The 17,749-nt window shown below is 70.1% G+C and carries 13 protein-coding genes and 1 pseudogene; 3 read left to right on the forward strand and 11 right to left on the reverse strand.

Going from position 1 to position 17,749, the window contains the following annotated elements; genetic code table 11:
- Positions 1-1,775: non-reducing end alpha-L-arabinofuranosidase family hydrolase (locus ABZ321_RS34820; RefSeq protein ID WP_354899266.1), on the reverse strand; the 1,775-nt coding region annotated here is incomplete at its 3' end.
- A gap of 592 nt (positions 1,776-2,367) precedes the next feature.
- Between ABZ321_RS34820 and ABZ321_RS34825 the strand changes: the two are divergent.
- Both ABZ321_RS34825 and ABZ321_RS34830 read left to right on the forward strand, forming a co-directional pair.
- Positions 2,368-2,517: pseudogene (locus ABZ321_RS34825) on the forward strand (RICIN domain-containing protein); the annotation flags it as partial.
- A gap of 20 nt (positions 2,518-2,537) precedes the next feature.
- On the forward strand, positions 2,538-3,203 hold the full coding sequence (locus ABZ321_RS34830; protein WP_354899269.1) for an SMP-30/gluconolactonase/LRE family protein: 666 nt from the start codon (positions 2,538-2,540) through the stop codon (positions 3,201-3,203).
- A gap of 122 nt (positions 3,204-3,325) precedes the next feature.
- On the opposite strand, the gene ABZ321_RS34835 is transcribed toward ABZ321_RS34830, so the two are convergent.
- The 4 genes from ABZ321_RS34835 to ABZ321_RS34850 all read right to left on the reverse strand — a co-directional run bounded on the left by ABZ321_RS34835 (position 3,326) and on the right by ABZ321_RS34850 (position 8,516).
- A complete protein-coding gene (locus tag ABZ321_RS34835; protein WP_354899272.1) occupies positions 3,326-6,019 on the reverse strand; it encodes a ricin-type beta-trefoil lectin domain protein in 2,694 nt (897 codons plus the stop codon).
- A gap of 366 nt (positions 6,020-6,385) precedes the next feature.
- Positions 6,386-7,162 carry an SDR family oxidoreductase gene (locus tag ABZ321_RS34840; RefSeq protein ID WP_344511357.1) on the reverse strand — a complete coding sequence of 259 codons (777 nt, stop codon included), beginning with the start codon at positions 7,160-7,162 and terminating at the stop codon, positions 6,386-6,388.
- Positions 7,159-8,184 carry an alcohol dehydrogenase catalytic domain-containing protein gene (locus ABZ321_RS34845; protein ID WP_354899275.1) on the reverse strand — a complete coding sequence of 342 codons (1,026 nt, stop codon included), beginning with the start codon at positions 8,182-8,184 and terminating at the stop codon, positions 7,159-7,161. Before ABZ321_RS34845 ends, ABZ321_RS34840 begins: the two co-directional genes overlap by 4 nt.
- Entirely contained in the window at positions 8,181-8,516 is a 336-nt protein-coding gene (locus tag ABZ321_RS34850; protein WP_354899278.1) for an L-rhamnose mutarotase, read from the reverse strand. Before ABZ321_RS34850 ends, ABZ321_RS34845 begins: the two co-directional genes overlap by 4 nt.
- A 153-nt stretch (positions 8,517-8,669) precedes the next feature.
- On the opposite strand from ABZ321_RS34850, the gene ABZ321_RS34855 reads away from it, so the two are divergent.
- Positions 8,670-9,368: a FadR/GntR family transcriptional regulator gene (locus tag ABZ321_RS34855; RefSeq protein ID WP_344511351.1), complete on the forward strand. Its 699-nt coding sequence runs from the start codon at positions 8,670-8,672 to the stop codon at positions 9,366-9,368.
- Positions 9,369-9,409: 41 nt separating this feature from the next.
- On the opposite strand, the gene ABZ321_RS34860 is transcribed toward ABZ321_RS34855, so the two are convergent.
- From ABZ321_RS34860 to ABZ321_RS34885, 6 genes are all read right to left on the reverse strand, one after another.
- On the reverse strand, positions 9,410-10,294 hold the full coding sequence (locus ABZ321_RS34860) for an amidohydrolase family protein (protein WP_354899281.1): 885 nt from the start codon (positions 10,292-10,294) through the stop codon (positions 9,410-9,412).
- Positions 10,295-10,325: 31 nt separating this feature from the next.
- Positions 10,326-11,651 carry an enolase C-terminal domain-like protein gene (locus ABZ321_RS34865; RefSeq protein ID WP_354899284.1) on the reverse strand — a complete coding sequence of 442 codons (1,326 nt, stop codon included), beginning with the start codon at positions 11,649-11,651 and terminating at the stop codon, positions 10,326-10,328.
- A gap of 63 nt (positions 11,652-11,714) precedes the next feature.
- Positions 11,715-12,737 carry an ABC transporter permease gene (locus ABZ321_RS34870; RefSeq protein ID WP_354899287.1) on the reverse strand — a complete coding sequence of 341 codons (1,023 nt, stop codon included), beginning with the start codon at positions 12,735-12,737 and terminating at the stop codon, positions 11,715-11,717.
- The gene (locus tag ABZ321_RS34875) at positions 12,730-14,271 is read right to left on the reverse strand and encodes a sugar ABC transporter ATP-binding protein (RefSeq protein ID WP_354899290.1); all 1,542 of its coding nucleotides are present in this window, start codon (positions 14,269-14,271) and stop codon (positions 12,730-12,732) included. The genes ABZ321_RS34870 and ABZ321_RS34875 overlap by 8 nt, the downstream gene beginning before the upstream one ends.
- Positions 14,268-15,338: a sugar ABC transporter substrate-binding protein gene (locus ABZ321_RS34880; protein ID WP_354899292.1), complete on the reverse strand. Its 1,071-nt coding sequence runs from the start codon at positions 15,336-15,338 to the stop codon at positions 14,268-14,270. Before ABZ321_RS34880 ends, ABZ321_RS34875 begins: the two co-directional genes overlap by 4 nt.
- Positions 15,339-15,652: 314 nt before the next feature.
- Positions 15,653-17,650, reverse strand: a complete 1,998-nt coding sequence (locus tag ABZ321_RS34885; protein ID WP_354899295.1) for an alpha-L-fucosidase — start codon at positions 17,648-17,650, stop codon at positions 15,653-15,655.
- Between the last annotated feature and the right edge of the window lie 99 nt (positions 17,651-17,749).

Here is a 17,749-nt window from a genome sequence, read left to right on the forward strand (position 1 = left end):
GAAGTCTTGTAGTTGAACGCGTTCGGCCCCCACTGGTAGGCCAGCACCCAGACGTTCTTCGGCGCGAAGTAGAACAGCGTCGGCGCCACCGTGCCCTGGCTCATCCCGGTCTGGGTGGCCGAACCCATGTCCGACCAGTTGGTGAAGAGGCCGAAGCTCATCGAGCCGTACGAGCCTCCACTGGAGACGTTCGACGCGTAGACCAGGTGCTTGCCGTTGTAGACGACATTGGTGAAGTCCTTCAGCGACACCCACCCGTTCTGCGGGTTGGTGAGGGCGCCCGTCGACGTCCACCGGTACGACGACGGCAGCGAGCACGACCCGCCCGGCGACTGCGACGGCGAGGACGGCGGCGGCGAGGTCGGGCCGCCGAGCGAGACGAGCTTGAACTGCTGGTTGGCCTGGCCGTGGCAGTCGTACAGCTGCACCTGCTGACCGTTGCCGGTGCCCCACACGTCCAGGCAGCGCCCGGACTGCACGCCGCTGATCGTGCCGTTGGCGTTGACGTTCCACTGCTGGTTGGTCCCGCCGTTGCAGTCCCAGATGATGATGGCGGTGCCGTTGGCGGTGCCGTTGGCGTTGGCGTCCAGGCACTTGTTGCCGTACACCTGCAGCGCCTTGCCCGACGTGTACGTCCATTGCTGGTTGGACTGGCCGTGGCAGTCGTACAGCTGCACCCGGGTGCCGTTGGTCTGCGTGGCGTTGGGGACGTCGAAGCACCTGCCGGACTGCGTGCCGACGATCTCGTTGGTGCCGCCCGGCGTGCCGGGCGGGGTGCTCCCGGTCGGCGAGGAGGTCGGGCTCGCCGTCGGCGAGGTGGTCGGGCCGGCGGCGTTGAGGGCGTTGAGGACCGAGGTGTAGGCGGCCTTCTTGTTGCCGCCGCCGTCGAACAGCAGCGGGCTCTCGTTGGACCGCCACGAGTCGCTGTCCCGCACGCCCCAGACGGTGATGCCGACGCAGCGGGGCACGTTCATGCATGCCTGGGTCAGCCCGCCGTACTGCGACGTCGAGGAGTTCGTGACGTCGACCTCGGTCAGCGCCACGTCCACCCCGAGCGCCGCGAAGCTCGACAGCGTCGTCTGGAAGTTCCCCGGCAGCGAGCTACCGCCGGTGAAGTGGGTCTGCAGCCCGACACAGTCGATCGGCACCCCCCGGGACTTGAAGTCCTGGATCATCCGGTAGACGCCCTGCGTCTTGCCGTAGGACCAGTTCTCGATGTTGTAGTCGTTGTAGCAGAGCTTGACGGACGGGTCGGCGTTGCGCGCAGTGCGGAACGCCACCTCGATCCAGTCGTTGCCGGTGCCCTGCAGGTTGGACTGCCGGCGGCTGCCGTCCTCGTTGAAGGCCTCGTTCACCACGTCCCAGTAGGCGAGCTTGCCCTTGTAGTGGCCCATCACCCCGTTGATGTGGTCGATCATCGCCTGCCGCAGGTTGCTGCCGGACAGGCTCTGCATCCACCCCGGCTGCTGCCCGTGCCACGCCAGGGTGTGCCCGCGCACCTTCATCCCCCGCTGGGTCGCCCAGTTGTAGATCTGGTCGCCCGAGCTGAAGTTGAACTGCCCCCGCTGCGGCTCCGTCGCATCGGGCTTCATCTCGTTCTCGGCCGTGATCATGTTGAACTCACGGCCGGCGATCGTCGTGTACGTCGAGTCGCCCAGCCGACCGGCCGCGACCGCCGTGCCGAAATACCGGCCCGACTGCGCCGCCGCCGCACCCAGCGTGCTCGCCGCCGCGTCCGCCGCCGGCATCATCACCGCGGCCACGGCGACGGCCACGACACCGACCACACCAGCGGTCAGCGCTCTGATGGCGGACGATCTCTTCCGCCGGCTTCCAGCCACCTCGGTCTCCCTTGCTTCCGGTAATCGATGCACCGCGTGAGCGCTAACATCCCAGACCGGGCGTGACCTTGGCGCCAGCAGCGCCGGCCAATCAGCGAGCGCCTGGCGGAACGTTCGCACCTGAGACCGCGACGCTGCCAGAATCGCCGGCAACATTCAAGTCGAACGACTGCAGAATCGTACCCGAAAATACATATCCCCAGTTGGGACGACCTGCCTGTCGATCCACAGATTGCGTAATTTTCGGCGACGACCCGGCCGCATGGTCACGAATAACAGTTTTCCGGAGCCAATTCCGGGGACCCGAACAGCGGCCACGGTTTTCGAAACAATTGACCCGCCAGACGCATGCACGCAGAATTAAGCAATCGATCAATATCGAATTCCAAGGAGCGCCATGACCGACTCGCACATCGCACCCGGCGGTCGCAGACGACCGGCCGTCGCGGCCGGCGCCCTCGCGGTGGCCGCGGCGCTCGCCGGCACGGTCGTGGCCGCCCGCACCCCGGCTCTCGCGGCGCCGATCATGCCGGGGCAGAGCACACCCATCGTCGGCGCCCAGTCGGGACGGTGCCTGGACGTCAACGGCGCCTCGACCGCCAACGGTGCACAGACGCAGCTGTGGGACTGCACCGGCCGCACCAACCAGCGGTGGACGTACACCTCGGGCAGGCAGCTGACGGTGTTCGGCACCAAGTGCCTGGACGCCTACGGGCGCGGCACCACCAACGGCACGGGGCGACCCACGACCAGCGCAGCGTCTCCGCCTTCAGCCTGGCCGACCGCTCCCGCACGACGGTCGCCGCCGACTACGACGGGCGGCTGTTCAACTCACCCAACGACCTCACCGTCGCCGCCGACGGCACCGTCTACTTCACCGACCCGACCTACCAGCGCGGCAACCGGCCCGATGCCATGAACGGCGTGACCGGCGTCTACCGCGTGCGCGGCGGCCGCGTCGAGCTCGTCGACGGCGGCCTGCGACAGCCCAACGGCATCGCCCTCGCACCGGACGGCCGCACCCTGTACGTCGCCGCCATGGGCACCAACCAGATCTTCCGGTACCCCGTCGGCGCCGACGGCAGCATCGGCGCGCGCACTCTGTTCGCGTCGATGAACGGCCCGGACGGGGTGACGATCGACTGCGCCGGCAACCTCTACTGGGCGTCGAACCCCGACGGCACCGTCCAGGTGTACGCCCCGAGCGGCACGCGGCTGGGCACCATCACCGTCGGCCGCGGCACCACCAACGCGGCCTTCGGCGGCCCCGACGGCCGCACCCTGTTCATCACCTCCGGCACGCCCTCGTCGGGCTCCGGCATCTTCAGCGTGCGCCTCAACCTGCCCGGCAATCCGTACTGACCCGGGCCGCGCCACACGTCACCCAGCGCCGCCCGCGACGTCCGCCAACGCCGCGGGCGGCGGGGCGCCGCACGGCCGACCGGTGGACCCGGCCGGCCGTGCGACCCAGGCAGCGAAAGCCCTCAGCCGCGCAGGCTCCACTGCTGGTTGCTGCCGCCGTTGCAGGACCACAGGATGATCTTCGTGCCGTTGCCGGTGCCGGCCCCGTTGGCGTCCAGGCACAGGCCGGACTGCACGCCGGTGATGGTGCCGTTGGCGTTGAGGTTCCACTGCTGGTTGGCCTGACCGTTGCAGTCCCAGATCACCACGGCCGTGCCGTTGGTCGTGCCCCGGCCGCTGGCGTCCAGGCACTTGGTGCCGAACACCGTCAGCTGCTTGCCCGAGGTGGCGGTGAACCGCTGGTTGGTCCCGCCGTGGCAGTCCCACAGCTGCGCCTGGGTGCCGTTGGCGGGGTTCGTGCCACCGATGTCGACGCACCGGCCGGACGCGCCCCCGGCCATCATCACGTTCTGCTGGCTGCTGCCGCCGCCCTGCTGCCGCACGAGCCACTTCGACTCGGCCGACCGGTTTCCCTGCGCGTCGAGCACGAAGAGCCGGTACTCCCCCGCCGACGCCGGCACGGCGATGGACGTCGCGGTGCCGCCCGCGCTGGTCATCGTCGGACCGGTGACGAAGCTGGTCGTGCCCGACGGGGCCAGCCAGACGGTCCTGGTCGCGTCGCCGGCACTGCGGATCGGGACGGTGGCCGTCGCGCCGGCGACGAAGGTGCTGGCCGGCAGCACGAGGTTCGCGGCCTGACCCGAGGCGACGATGTCGCGGTACGGCTCCTCGATCCCGGCGTTCACCGCGATGCCGTACGCGGCCGCCGGCCACACGTAGTCGGCGGAGACGACGATGTCCTGGACGGTGCTGTTCGGCAGCGTCTTGTTCGAGACCTTGTTGATGGCGCCGTACGTAGCAGTGATGCTCAGGTCGTGCTTGCGGCCCCAGTCGTCGGAGTTGATGAGCCACGTGACGTTCTTGTCGACGCTGAGCACGTTGTCCCTGAAGGTGATGTACGCCGATCCTTCGTCCGGGTGGAGTCCGTACTTGTGACCGGCCGGGACGCCCTCGAGGTAGTTGTTGGTGATGGTGGTGCCCGGCTGGCTGCCCAGCGTGTAGATCGGGGCCGTGTCGCTGAGGCGCTGCACGGTGTCGATGATGTGGTTGTAGCTGATGGTGTTGTTCCGCGCCGTGGTGGTCGGCCGGTTCGGCGCGATCGAGCCCGCCGACCCGTCGAAGTTCCACCAGCCCCAGCCGAGGGTGATGCCCGCCCAGGGCGCCTTCTCGATCCGGTTGTGCTGGATGCTCAGCGTGTCGGCGAAGTACGCGGAGACGGGGCTGTGCCCGTTGAACAGCACGGCGCTGTCGTAGAGGTAGTTGTTCTTGATCTCGATGTTCTTGCTCAGGCCCTCGACCTGGGCGGAGTACTTCTCGCGGTTCGTCGAGGTGCCGTCGCCGATGTACACGTGCTGCGGATGGCCCACCGTGACCGCGGAGCCGGCGATGTCGTTGGTGGCGTTCCCGATCAGCCGGCTGTTCTGCACGTCGTTGACCATGTTGACGCCGTCGGCGCCGGTGTGCTGGATGCGGTTGCGTTCCAGCACGATCCCGTCGGCGTTGTCGATCTGGACGGCACCGGGTGCGACGTCGACGTTGCGGTAGTAGTAGTCGTGGAAGTTGCCCTTCGCGTACGCGGAGGCACCGAGATTGCCCTGCTGCGCCTGCTTGAAGGCGGAGCCGGCGACGTTGAACAGGTTCCAGTCCGAGTGCTCGACGGTGAGCCCGGAGAAGGTGATGTTCCGGACGTGGCTGCTCGTGGACTGACCGGCGACCCGCAGCGCGGTGGTCACGTTGTTCGGCGCGTACACCGGCGCGGTCGTCATGTCCTCGGAACTCGACTTGTAGTAGTACAACACCCGGCTCGTCTTGTCGAAGAAGAACTCGCCGGGCGCGTCCAGGAACTCGTAGGCGTTCATCAGCTTGTGGCTGCCGCCGGCCTGGGCGTCGCCGTTGAACGAACCCTGGGCGATCGCCGCGCCGGGCTGCTGGAACAGCGCCACCCGGTTCGCGCCGTCCGCGCTCGTGGTGACCTGGCGGACCCCCACGATGGCGGTGGTCCAGGTCGTCGCCGTCTCGATCTCGATGTCGTCCTGGTTGCGGGCGACGGCGGGGAAGTCCGCGAGGCTGTACTTGGACCCGTCGCATTCCGAGCCGGACTCCCACGCCCAGGCAGCCTGTCCCGCGCTGACGGTGTAGGTGCCGTAGCACCCGGCCGAGTTGACGGTCTTGGTGGCCATGACCGCCCGCTTGCCGTTCACGTACAGCGACCGCAGCTTGTTGCTCCGGTTGAGCGGTGCCTTCCAGATGTTGCCGCTGTGCTGCGTCCAGCCGGTGACCTGAACGCCGGCCTCCAGCACGGGGCGCTCGTTCTGGTAGGCGGCGTACACGACGCGGTAGCCGTTCGTGCCGGAGTCGCTCGGCGCGAACTCGATGGTGCTGGAGATCGGATAGCTGCCGCCGCGGAGGTACACGTAGATGTCGCCGGTCATGTTCGCGTTGACGGTGCGGACGGCGTCCCGCGCGCGCTGCACGGTCTTGAACGGCGCCGCGATCGTGCCGGCATTGGTGTCGCTACCGTCGGGGGCGACGTAGAACGTCGCCTGCGTGGCGGCCGCGGCCGGTGGCGGGCTTGCGACGGCCGGCAGCAGCACGGCGGCGACGGACACCGCAACCGCCGTGAGCAACCTTCCAGCGGTGGAGAACGCTGACTTCACGTTTCGGTCCCTTCTTCTCTGCCCGTCGGCGGGGCTCGCCGGCCGTTCGTTCGGCGGTGAACGGCGCGCCGGCGGGTGATCGCGTCGGCTGGGGTGCCGGTCGGCGCAGGGCTCTCACAGGGCGGCCCGTCACCTCGGACCGGCGCGCCACCACGCAGAGAGTAAACATCATACGTATGAGGAGCAAGGTCTTGCATGTGTCGATGCTTCCCTCTGCGCGGAATGCGGCCGTGCGCGTCGAAGCCGCCGGGAAAGTTCCGGAACACCGCGCCGGCCCAGGACGGTGCCGCCGCCGGGAACGTCGGCTACGACGGCGGCATCGCACCGGTCCGCCGGGGAGCGCCCGGCACAGGTGACGCGCCCGGGTCATCGGCCGAGCCAGCCTCCGTCGACCGGGATGACGGCGCCGTGCACGTAGCTCGACGCGTCGGAGGCGAGGAACACCGTGACGCCGGCCAGGTCTTCGGCCCGGCCCCAGCGCCCGGCCGGGATCCGCTCCATGATGGCGCGGTTGCGGTCAGGCTGGTCCCGCAGCGCCTGGGTGTTGTCGGTGGCGATGTAGCCGGGTGCGATCGCGTTGACGTTGACGCCACGGCCGGCCCACTCGTTGGCCAGGGCGCGGGTCAGACCGGCGATGCCGGACTTCGCGGCAGCGTAGCCGGGCACCGTGACGCCGCCCTGGAAGCTCAGCATGGACGCGGTGAAGATGATCTTCCCGGCGCCGCGCCGCAGCATTCCCCGGCCGACGTCGCGGGCGAGCACGAACTGGGCGCTGAGATCGACCTCGAGGACGTGGTCCCAGTCCTCGTCGGTGTGCACCTCGGCCGGAGCCCGGCGGATCGTGCCCGCGTTGTTGACCAGGATGTCGACCGTGCAGGCCGGCCCGCTCAGCCACGCCGCGAGCTCGCGGACGGCACCGCGGTCGGACAGGTCGGCGCGGTACGGCGTGAACGACCGGCCTTGGCGCTCGACCCGTTCGGCGATCTCGCTGCCGGTGTCCTCCAGCGCGGCGCTGACGCCGATGATGTCCGCGCCGGCGCCGGCCAGCGCTTCCGCCATCGCCATGCCGATGCCGCGGCGGCATCCGGTCACCACGGCGAGCCTGCCGGTCAGGTCGAACGGGTTCGGGACCGACGGGCTCACGTGTCGCCTCCGCAGTCGACGAGCACCTTGACGTCGCCGCCGGCCTCGAGGGCCTGGAACGCGGCCGCCACGTGCTCCAGCGGCACGATGCGGGAGATGAGCCGTTCGGCCGGCACCTGCCCGCTGTACACGAGGCGGACGGCCTCGTCGTAGTCGTCGCGTTGGTAGACCCGGACGCCGATCATCTCCAGTTCGCGCCAGAAGACGCGGTGCAGGTCGACCTCGCGCGGGGCCGGGTGGATCGCGACGACGACGAGGCGCCCCCGCACGGCAAGGAGTTCCGTGGCCGTTCGTACTCCGGCAGCGGATCCGGACACCTCGAACACCACGTCGGCGCCCGCGCCGCCGGTGGCGTCCCGCACGTGGGCGGCGGGATCGAGCGCCACCGGGTCGACGGTCGGCAGGCCGAGGTCCGCGGCGACGGCACGGCGGTGCGGGTCGAGCTCCAGGACGGTGACCGCGGCGCCGGTGGTCTGGGCGACCTTGGCGATGAGCAGCCCGACCGGGCCGGCTCCGATGACGACCGCGTGCTCACCGGCGCGGAGCCGGGAGCGGCGCACGTCGTGCACCGCCACCGCGGTCGGCTCGATCAAGGCCGCGTGCCGCAGGGGCAGGTCCGCCGGGAGCGGCACCAGGATGCCGGCCGGCACGGTCCAGCACCGTTGCATCGATCCGGTCGAGTCGATGCCCACGAAGTCCAGCCGGTGGCAGATGTGGGTGTGCCCGGCGGCGCACGCGGGGCAGTTCCCGCACCAGTTCAGCGGCATGACCGTCACCGGATCGCCGACGGCGTGCCCGGTGACGCCCTCGCCGAGCGCTGCGATGCGGCCGGACATCTCGTGCCCGATGACCGCGGGCAGGCGCACCCGGTGGTCCATGGCGCCGTGCAGGATGTGCAGGTCGGTGCCGCAGATGCCGGTGTACGCCACGTCGATGCGCACCTGCCCCGGACCGGGTGGCACCGCATCGATGTCCTCGACGACGAACGTGCGGTCGCCCACGTAGCGGGCACTGGGGTTCATGCGTCCTCCTCGCTCAGGTGCCACACCTCGCGCATCGGGGCCCACCAGTGCCCGGAGCCGGGCTCGGCGAGGGATTCCTGACACGGGTCGGTGAGGGTCCACCACTGCTGGGTCTGCGGGTCCGCGGCGATCCTGGCCTGGTCGGCGGCGTGGTCGGCGCCGACGTACTCGTAGTAGCCGAACAGCAGATCGCCGTGCAGGAAGATCGTGTAGTTGCGGATGTTCGCCTGTCGCAGCGTCCGCTGGACGCTGGGCCACACGGCGGCGTGCAGCCGCAGGTACTCGTCCCGGTACTCCGGCCGGAGCCGGATCACGGAGCCGTAGCGTTGCATCTGGGTCCTCTTTCGGATGCGGTGTCGTTGTCCTCGCCGGAGCCGGCACGGCCGGGGTGTCCGACCGCGGCAAACATCTGATGTATCTATAGTGGAGGTCCGCCGGGACGCCTCCCGTGCCGGCGGGTCCAGGACCGGCTCGGAGGAGACGCGGTGGCACTGACCGACGAGGCGATCACCAGGATCCGCACCATGATCCAGAGTGGTGAGCTGCCGCCGGGTTCGCGGCTGCCCCCGGAGCAGCAGCTCGCCGCACAGATGGGGCTGTCGCGCAGCGGGGTGCGGGAGGCGGTGAAGGTGCTCGAGTCGGCCCGCGTGCTCGACGTGCGCCGCGGGGACGGCACCTACGTGACGAGCCTCGCGCCGCGGCTGCTGCTGGAGGGTCTCGGCGTCGCGGTCGAACTGCTGCGCGACGACACCCTGCTGGAGGTCATGGAGGTGCGGCGCATGCTGGAGCCGGTGGCGACCGGTATGGCGGCATTGCGCATGTCCGAGGATGACCTCGACGAGCTCGCGCAGATCCTCGAGGACATGCGCGGCGCCGCCGGCGACGCGGAGAAGCTCATCGGGTTCGACACGGCGTTCCACCGCACCGTGGTCGCGGCGACCGGCAACGAGACGCTGACCTCGCTGCTGGACGGGCTGTCGAGCCGCACCCTGCGGGCCCGGGTGTGGCGCGGGCTGATCGAGGGTAACTCGGCGCACAAGACGATCGACGAGCATCACGCCATCTACCTCGCGCTGCGGTCCCGGGATCAGCTGCTCGCCCACGCCAGCGCGTTGCTGCACGTCAACACCTCCGAGGCGTGGCTGCGCGCGGTGCTGTCCGCTCCGATCGGCGACGGCCGGTAGCAGGACGCGGCGCGGCAGGCGGCCCGCGACGGCGCCGCGGGTCATGCCGGCGCGCCGGACCGCCGTGCGGGCCGCAGCCGCCCGGCCAGTCCGTAGGTTCGCATCGCCGTCCCGGCGAAGATCTCGGCGTGGTCCCCCGGCGACAGCGCAGGCAACGCTTCGCGGAGGGCGGCGAGCACGCCGCGGTAGTCGGCGACCAGCAGGCACACCGGCCAGTCCGAGCCGAACATCAGCCGCCCGGGGCCGAAGCGCTCCACCGCGACGGCGACGAACGGGCGCAGCGCCTCGACCTTCCACCCGGGCCCGGCCTCGGTGACCATCCCCGACAGCTTGCAGGTGACATTGGGATTGGCAGCCAGGGCAGCGAACGGTCCCCGCCACCGCCGCAGTCCCTCCGCACCGTCGTCGATGCGCGGCTTACCCAAGTGGTCGAGCACGAAGCGGAGCTGTGGCACCGCTCGCGCCGCGCGTGCGGCGCTCGGCAGTTGGTCGGCCCGGATCACCAGGTCGAAGACCAGACCCGCCGCGCCTATCTGGGCAAGGCCGCGCCGCACGGCGGGCCGGTCGAGGTAGTCGGGGTCGTCCTCACCCTGCACCTGCGCGCGCAGCCCGACCAGCAGCTCGCCGCCACGCAGCCGGCGGTACCGCCGGATGGTCGCCGCCACACCGGTTGCCGCCACGTCGATCCACGCCACGACCCCGGCGATCGCCGGGGTGTCGGCGGCGTGTCCCAGGAACTGCGCGGCCTCGCCGGGGTGGCAACGGCCGCCCTCGACGAGGACGGTGCCGGCGACACCGGCCGCGGCGAGCTCGGCGGTCAGGTCGGCGGGTGTGAACGGCCGCCGGATGGCTTCCAGGCCCGGCTCGTCGAGCCAGTGATAGCCCTGTTCGGGCTGCCACAAGTGGTGGTGGGCGTCGAGGATCACGTCGCCTCCGTGGTCGTGGTGGATGCGGGCGTCAGGCGACGGTGGTAAGCGGCTGCGCCTCCGCGGCCCATTCCGGGCCGTCCGGGAAGCGGAACGCGGCCAGCGACGCGGGGACGATCTGCGCGCTCATGCCCGGCGCCGTCGGTGCCAGGTAACGGCCGCCGCTGATGCGCACCGGGTCGACGAAGTGCTCGTGCAGGTGGTCCACGTACTCGATGGCCCTGTCCTCGGTGCTGCCGCTGACGGCGACGAAGTCGAACATCGCCAGGTGCTGCACCAGCTCGCACAGTCCCACGCCGCCGGCGTGCGGGCAGACCGGCACCCCGAACTTCTGCGCGAGCAGCAGGATCGCCAGGTTCTCGTTGACGCCGGCGACCCGGCACGCGTCGATCTGCACCACGTCGATCGCGCCGGCCTGCAGCAGCTGCTTGAACATCACGGCGTTGTGGCCGTGTTCGCCGGTGGCGACCTTGACCGGCGCGACCGCTCTGCGGACCGCGGCGTGGCCCAGCACGTCGTCCGGTGACGTCGGCTCCTCGATCCAGTACGGGTCGAAGGCGCTGAGCTCGCGCATCCATCCGATGGCGTCGGGCACGCCCCAGATCTGGTTGGCGTCCACCGCGATGCGGATCTCCGGACCGACGGCCTGCCGGGCGATGCCCATCCGGCGCACGTCGTCGGCCAGGTTGCCGCCGACCTTCAGCTTGATCAGGTGATAGCCGGCGTCGACGGCCTCCCGGCACAGCCGGGCGAGCTTCTCGTCGTCGTAGCCGAGCCAGCCCGGGGTCGTGGTGTAGGCCGGATAGCCGCGCTCCAACAGGATCCGCTCCCGGTCCGCCCGGCCACCGGCGGCGCCCCGCAGCAGCGCGAGCGCCTCGTCCTCGGTGAGCGCGTCGCGCAGGTAGCGGAAGTCGATCTGGGCCACCAGCTGCTCGGGGGTGAGGTCGGCCAGCAGCTTCCACAGCGGCTTGCCGGCCCGCCGGGCGGCGAGGTCCCACACGGCGTTGACCAGCCCGCCGGCAGCCATGTGCACGACGCCTTTCTCCGGGCCGAGCCAGCGGATCTGGCTGTCCCCGGTGAGGCGCCGGGCAACGGCGCCCGGGTCGGCGAGCAGCTCCTCGACGGGCTGCCCGACGACCATGCCGGCGAGAGACCGCATCGCCGCGACCGCGATCTCGGTCCCCCGGCCGACGGTGAACACGAGCCCGTGGCCTTCCGCGCCCGAGGTGGTGCGCAGCACCACGTAGGCGGCGGAGTAGTCCGGGAACGGGTTCATCGCGTCGGACCCGTCCCGGTGACGGGAGGTGGGGAATCGGACGTCGACGGTGTCCACGGACGAGATGCGCTCAGTCACCAATGCTCCTTGGAGGGTCGTGGGGTCTCGGCGCTGCACGGCAGCACCGGGCGATCGCGGGCCGGCTTACGTTTGGGCCTTGCCCCCGGTGATCCGGGACAGCACCAGCGCGACGAGGATGACGGCGCCGTTGAGGAAGTTCGTCCACTGGGCAGGCACGCCGGCCAGCGTCAACACATTTATGATCATGAACAGCAGCAGGACTCCGGTGAACGCACCGAACACGGTGCCCTTGCCGCCGTTGAGGCTGACGCCGCCGATGACCGCCGCGGCGAAGACCTGGAAGATGGCGCCGTTGCCCTGCGCGGCGGGCACGGCGGCGAGCCGGCCGCTCATCATCAGGCCCGCGAGCGCCGCCAGCGCACTGGCGACGATCAGCGTGGTCCACAGGATCCGGTCGGTGCGGATGCCGGCCGCGCGGGCCGCGTCGACGTTGCCGCCGATCGCGTAGAGCGCGCGGCCGGCGCGGGTGTAGCCGAGCACGACGATCCCGGCCGCGAACAGCAGCAGCGAGATCCAGACCGATGCGGGAACCCCGAGCCAGGCGGTGGAGCCGAGGTAGGTCATCGACGTCGGCAGGGCGAAGAAGGTCTTGCCGCCGGAGATCCCGGTCAGCAGGCCGCGCAGGACGATGAGCATGCCGAGGGTGACGATGAACCCGTTGAGGCCGAAGCGGACGATGAGCAGACCGTTGAAGGCACCGACCAGAACGCCGACGAGCAGCACGACCGGGATGGCCAGGGCCGGCGGCAGGACGTGGACGCCGAGCCCGTGGGTGACGGCCGGGTCGATGATCAGCCAGGCGGCGATGCCGGGGGCGAGCCCGAACGTCGACTCCAGCGACAGGTCCATCTTGCCGGTGATCAGCACCATGGTCTGGGCGAGCACCAGCACGGAGATCTCCGACATGCTCTGCAGCACGTTGACGATGTTGTCCGACTGCAGGAACACCGGATTGACGATGTATCCGACGACGGCGACGGCGACGATCGCCGGCACCAGCGCCAGGTCCCGAAGCCGCGCGAAGGCCAGACTCCGGCGTACCTCGGACGGCGCGGACACCGCGGTCTCGGGCAACGTGTCAGTCATGGTCGACATCGACCCCCTCCATGGCGGCTACCAGTTCGTTGTCGGTCCAGCCGTGCGCCTTCTCCCCGACCACCCGGCCCCGGAACATCACCAGCACCCGGTCGCACTGGCGCAGGTCGTCCAGCTCGTCGGAGACGATGAGCACGGCGGTGCCTTGACGACGCACCTTTTCCACGACGCCGAGCAGCGTCTGTTTGGAGCGCACGTCGACGCCGGCGGTCGGCGTGATGAGCACGAGCAGCTTCGGGTCGCCGGCCAGGGCGCGACCCATCACGACCTTCTGCTGGTTTCCGCCGGAGAGCTCGGAGACCGGCACATGCGGACCGGGTGCCTTGACGGCGAGGTCGGCGATCGCGGCACGGGCGAAGACGTCGCGGCGGGCCGGGGAGATGAACCCGTTGCGTCCGATGCGATGCGGGACGGTCATCGTGACGTTCTCCCCGATGGACAGCTGCGGCACCAGGCCCTCCCGGTGCCGGTCCTGTGGCACCAGGCCGACGCCGGCGTCGAGCGCGTCCGGCACGTCGCCCGGGCGCAGCACCCGGCCGTCGAGCACGACCGTCCCGGCCGCAGGGCGGGACAGGCCGACGATCGCCTCGGCGACCTCGACCTTGCCGCTGCCTCCGCCGCCGGCGATGCCGACGACCTCTCCCGCCCTCGCGTCCATCGACAGCTCGGCGCCGGAGCGGGTGGCCAGCCCGCGGACGGACAGCAGCACCGGAGCGTCGGCCGCCAGCGGCCGGTGGGTGGCCTCGGGCATGCTCACGTCCTCGCCGGTCATCGCGGCCACCAGCGCCTGGCGGCTCAGGTCCGCCACCGGCGCGGTGAGGATGTGCCGGGCGTCGCGGAAGACCGTCACCTGATCGCAGATCTCGTAGATCTCCTGCAGGTGATGGCTGATGAACAGGAAGGTGACCCCTTGCGCCCGCAGGTCGCGGATCCGTCCGAACAGCCGGTTGATGCCGGCGGCGTCCAGCTGCGCGGTCGGCTCGTCGAGGATGATGAACCGCGCACCGAACGACAGGGCCCGCGCGATCTCCACGAACTGCCGCTGCTCCACGGACAGCGTTGAGGCCGGCTGGCGTACGTCGACGTCGACCGCCCAGGTGGCGAGCAGTTGCTCGGCCTCACGCCGCAGCGCGGACCAGCGGATCAGCCGGCCCGGCCCGCGTGCGTGCCGGTTGAGGAAGAGGTTCTCCGCCACGGTCAGCGCCGGGATGATGGTCGACTTCTGGTACACGCACGCCACGCGCCGCCGCCACCCGTCTCGATCGCCGAGCGACGGCGCCGGCGTGCCGTCGAAGGCGACGGCGCCGTCGTCGGGCGCCTGCAGGCCGGTGAGGATGCTGACGAGGGTCGACTTGCCGGCGCCGTTGCGCCCGACCAGGGCGTGGGTCTCGCCCTGGTGCACCACGATGCCGGCCTCGGACAGCGCGACGGTCGAGCCGAACCGCTTGGTGATGTTCACGGCCTCGACGACGGGCCGGCCGCTGGGGACCGGCCCGTCGGTCGTGCCTTGCCGGGTGGAGCTCATACGCTGTTGCCCCACAGGGACTTGTCGTCGAACTTGAGGCTGGGCTGGCCGCCGATGGTGGCCCCGTCCTGGGTCACCAGCGGCGCGGCGAGCTGGTCCTCGAGCAGGCCGTCGCGGACCTGGATGATGGTGCTGCCGTGGTCGGTCGGGCCGGGCTGGAACGTCTTGCCGTCGATCGCCGCCTTGACGTAGTAGAGCCCGTACTTGGCGTAGAGGTCGGCCGGCTGGCTGACGGTCGCGTCCATGGCGCCGCTGCCGATGTTCTTGAGTTCTTCGGGGATCCCGTCGTTGGAGACGATGAAGACGTGCTTCGGGTCCGACGGCGGGACCTGCATGCCCTTCTGCTTGAGGATCTGCAGCGTGCCCGACAGCGCGAACGACGACTGCATGTAGATGCCCTTGACGTCCGGGTCGGACGCGAACCGGGTCTGCAGCTTCGCCGCGGCGACGTCGGCCTTCCAGTCGGTGGCCTCGCCGAAGACGGTGATGCCGGGGAAGTCCTTCTTCATGCACTCGTTGAAGGCTTCGGTGCGGTCCCGGCCGTTGATCGAGGCGAGGTCGCCCTGCAGCATGACGACCTTGCCCTTGCCGCCGAGCTTCGTGCCCAGGAACTGGCACGCCTTGGTGCCGTAGGCGCGGTTGTCGGCCCGCACCACCATGAACACCTTGCCGGTGTCGGGCCTCGTGTCGATGGTGACGACCGGGATCTTCTTCGCCTCGAACTGGCCCAGGGTCGGGGCGATCGCCGCGGTGTCCTGCGGCGCCATCACCACACCCTTCACGCCCTGACTGATGAACGTCTGCGCGTTGGAGATGAGGTTCGCGATGTCGTTCTGCGAGTTGGTGGCCTTGAGCTCGACACCCAGCTCCTTGGCGAACTGCGGCGCGTACTTGATGTAGGAGTTCCAGAAGTCGGTGTCCGAACGCGGGTAGTCGACCCCGACCAGCGGCGCCGCACCTCCCGTGGTGCCAGTGCCGGACTTGCCGTCATCGCCGCAGCCAGTGGTGAGCATGGCCGCGCCGAGCGCGACAGCCAGACCGCAGCCGAGCAGAGCTTTACGGTGCACCGGTCTCCTTCCGTGGTGCGCTTCGATATGGGTGCGCGCCGCGAAGCGCAGGTCGGCACGGTCGACCGCCGCTACCCGCGGACGCGGGAGCGTGGACCGGATGTCGGGGTGTGGGTGGCGCAGGCGGCGCGCGAGGGGGTGTTGTGCGGGGCGTACAGCGGACCTGACTGACGAGGAATCCGCCAGACATCAGATGTATTTATAGACCAGGCCCTGGAGACTGTCCATAGCCCTGCGCTGATGACCCACCGTCACCGACACTACCGACGCTTTTCGACTGGAACATCTGATGTTCCTGCCATCGGCGCCGGCGGTCAGACCGCGGTGACGGTCCACTGCAGGTTGGTGCTGGAGCCCGCCGCCCACAGCTTCACCCGCGACCCGACGGTGGTGTCGCCGCCGCTGTCCAGGACGGTGCCGGTGCCGCGGTTGACGATCTGGTAGCGGCCGTTGCCCATGCTGTCGAGCCGCCACTGCTGGTTGTTGCCGCCGTTCCACGGCGCCTGCCGCGCGGTCGCGCCGTTCGCGGTGTCGCCCCAGCTGTCGGCGACCATCCCGTTGGTACGGTTCACGATGCGGTACCAGCCGCTTCCGGCGTCGACCAGCTGCCACTGCAGGTTCGCGCTGCCGTCCCAGCTCCACTGCTTGAGCTGCGATCCGGACGCGACGCTGCCGCCGCTGTCCAGCGCCAGGCCCGTCGCGACGTTGGAGATCCTGGCCCAACCGGTGGGGACACCGGTGCCGCCGCCGAGCGCCGGGATGGAGCCGGAGAAGGTCAGCTTCACCACGTACGCAGGAGCGCTGTACGGCGCCGTGCCCGACGGCATGGTGATCCGCAGGCCGCTGCCGTCCTGGGTCCGGGTGGGCAGGTTGATGTACGTCCCGGCGGTGGAGCCCAGCAGTTGCACGGAGGTCAGCGTGCCGAGGTTGATCCGGCCCGCGGACAGGGTGGTGATGTTGACCGTACTGCCGGGCCAGCCGAGGATCGTCGCGTACAGCACCCGGTTGTCCTTGCTGCGGGTGAACCGGATGTCCTGCGCGGTGCCGGTCCGCGGCGTCTGGAACGTCCCGCCGCCCATCTGCGTCGGCCCCTCGCCGTAGGCGCTCCAGGCCCGGGTGCTGTAGACGGACTCGCCGAAGCGGCGCAGGTAGTCGCCGATGCTCAGCAGGACGGTGCGCTGGCCCGACGGGATGGTGCCGTCGGCCATCGGCGCGATGTTGAGCACCATGTTGCCGTTCTTGCTGACCCGGTCGATCAGCGCGTGCAGCAGCGCGTTGGCCGAGTAGTAGCCGATGCCGACCGTGTAGCACCAGCTCGAGCTGGAGATGCTGTCGTCGGTGAGCCAGTACGGGCTCTGGATGCCGGCCGGCCCGCCGCGCTCGAAGTCGAAGACCTCGCCCCTGGTGTTGAAGCCGTCCTTGTAGGTGGCGACGACCTCCTTGTTCCAGGCGACCGCGCGGTTGTAGTAGTACGACAGGAAGTCCAGCCGCCGCGACTCCGGCAGCTGCGACAGGTTGAAGTCCTGCCACAGGATGTCGGGCTGGTACCCGTCGATCACCTCGCGCAGTTTGTCGTACCACAGCTGCTGCTCAGCGGCGGCGCCGAGCTGGCCGTAGAGCTTGCGCAGGCTCGCGTCGGACTGCGCCGGCACCCACTGGTAGAAGCCGGTGAAGTTGTACGCGTGATGCATCGCGACGAGCAGCTTCAGGCCCTTGCCACGGATCGCGTCGGCGTGCAGCCGCAGCAGGTCGAGCCGCGGTCCCCTGCTGACCGAGTTCCACTCGTTGACGGTGCTGTTCCACATGGAGAAGCCGTCGTGGTGCTCGGCCACCGGCCCGGCGAACTTCGCGCCGGCGTCGAGGAACAGCTGCGCCCACTCGTCCGGGTCGAAGTTCCCGCCGGCGGAGCGCAGCTTGGGCGCGAACTGCACGAAGTTGCCGGCCTTGTCCCGGGCACCGTCGATGAAGTTGTGGTACGGCCACACCGACGGATCGCCGTACACGCTCTTGTGATGGTTGTTCTCGTTCGAGCCGCTGTTGTACATGTTGCGCGGGTACCACTCGTTGGCGTACGCGGGCACGCTGAACACGCCCCAGTGGTAGTAGATGCCGAACTTCGCGTCCTGGAACCACTCAGCGGCGGGTGGATGCTGGTCGACCGACGCCCACGTGGCGGAGTAGCTCGCCGGCCCGGGGATGGCGGCCGCCGCGGGCAGGGCGCGGATGAGCTCCGCGCCGCCGGCGGCCACCGCCGCGCCGGTAGCGCCGAGCACGGTCAGGAACCGGCGGCGGGAGAACGGGGATCGAGGCATGTGATCCTCCAAGAGACGGTTGCAGCACACACCTGCCGGACGCACGTCTCTGGCCGGTGCGCGGCAACGGATGCCGTTGTGAGCGCTCACACGCAAGGC

The organism is Dactylosporangium sp. NPDC006015 (genome assembly GCF_040614215.1).
GTDB lineage: Bacteria > Actinomycetota > Actinomycetes > Mycobacteriales > Micromonosporaceae > Dactylosporangium > Dactylosporangium maewongense.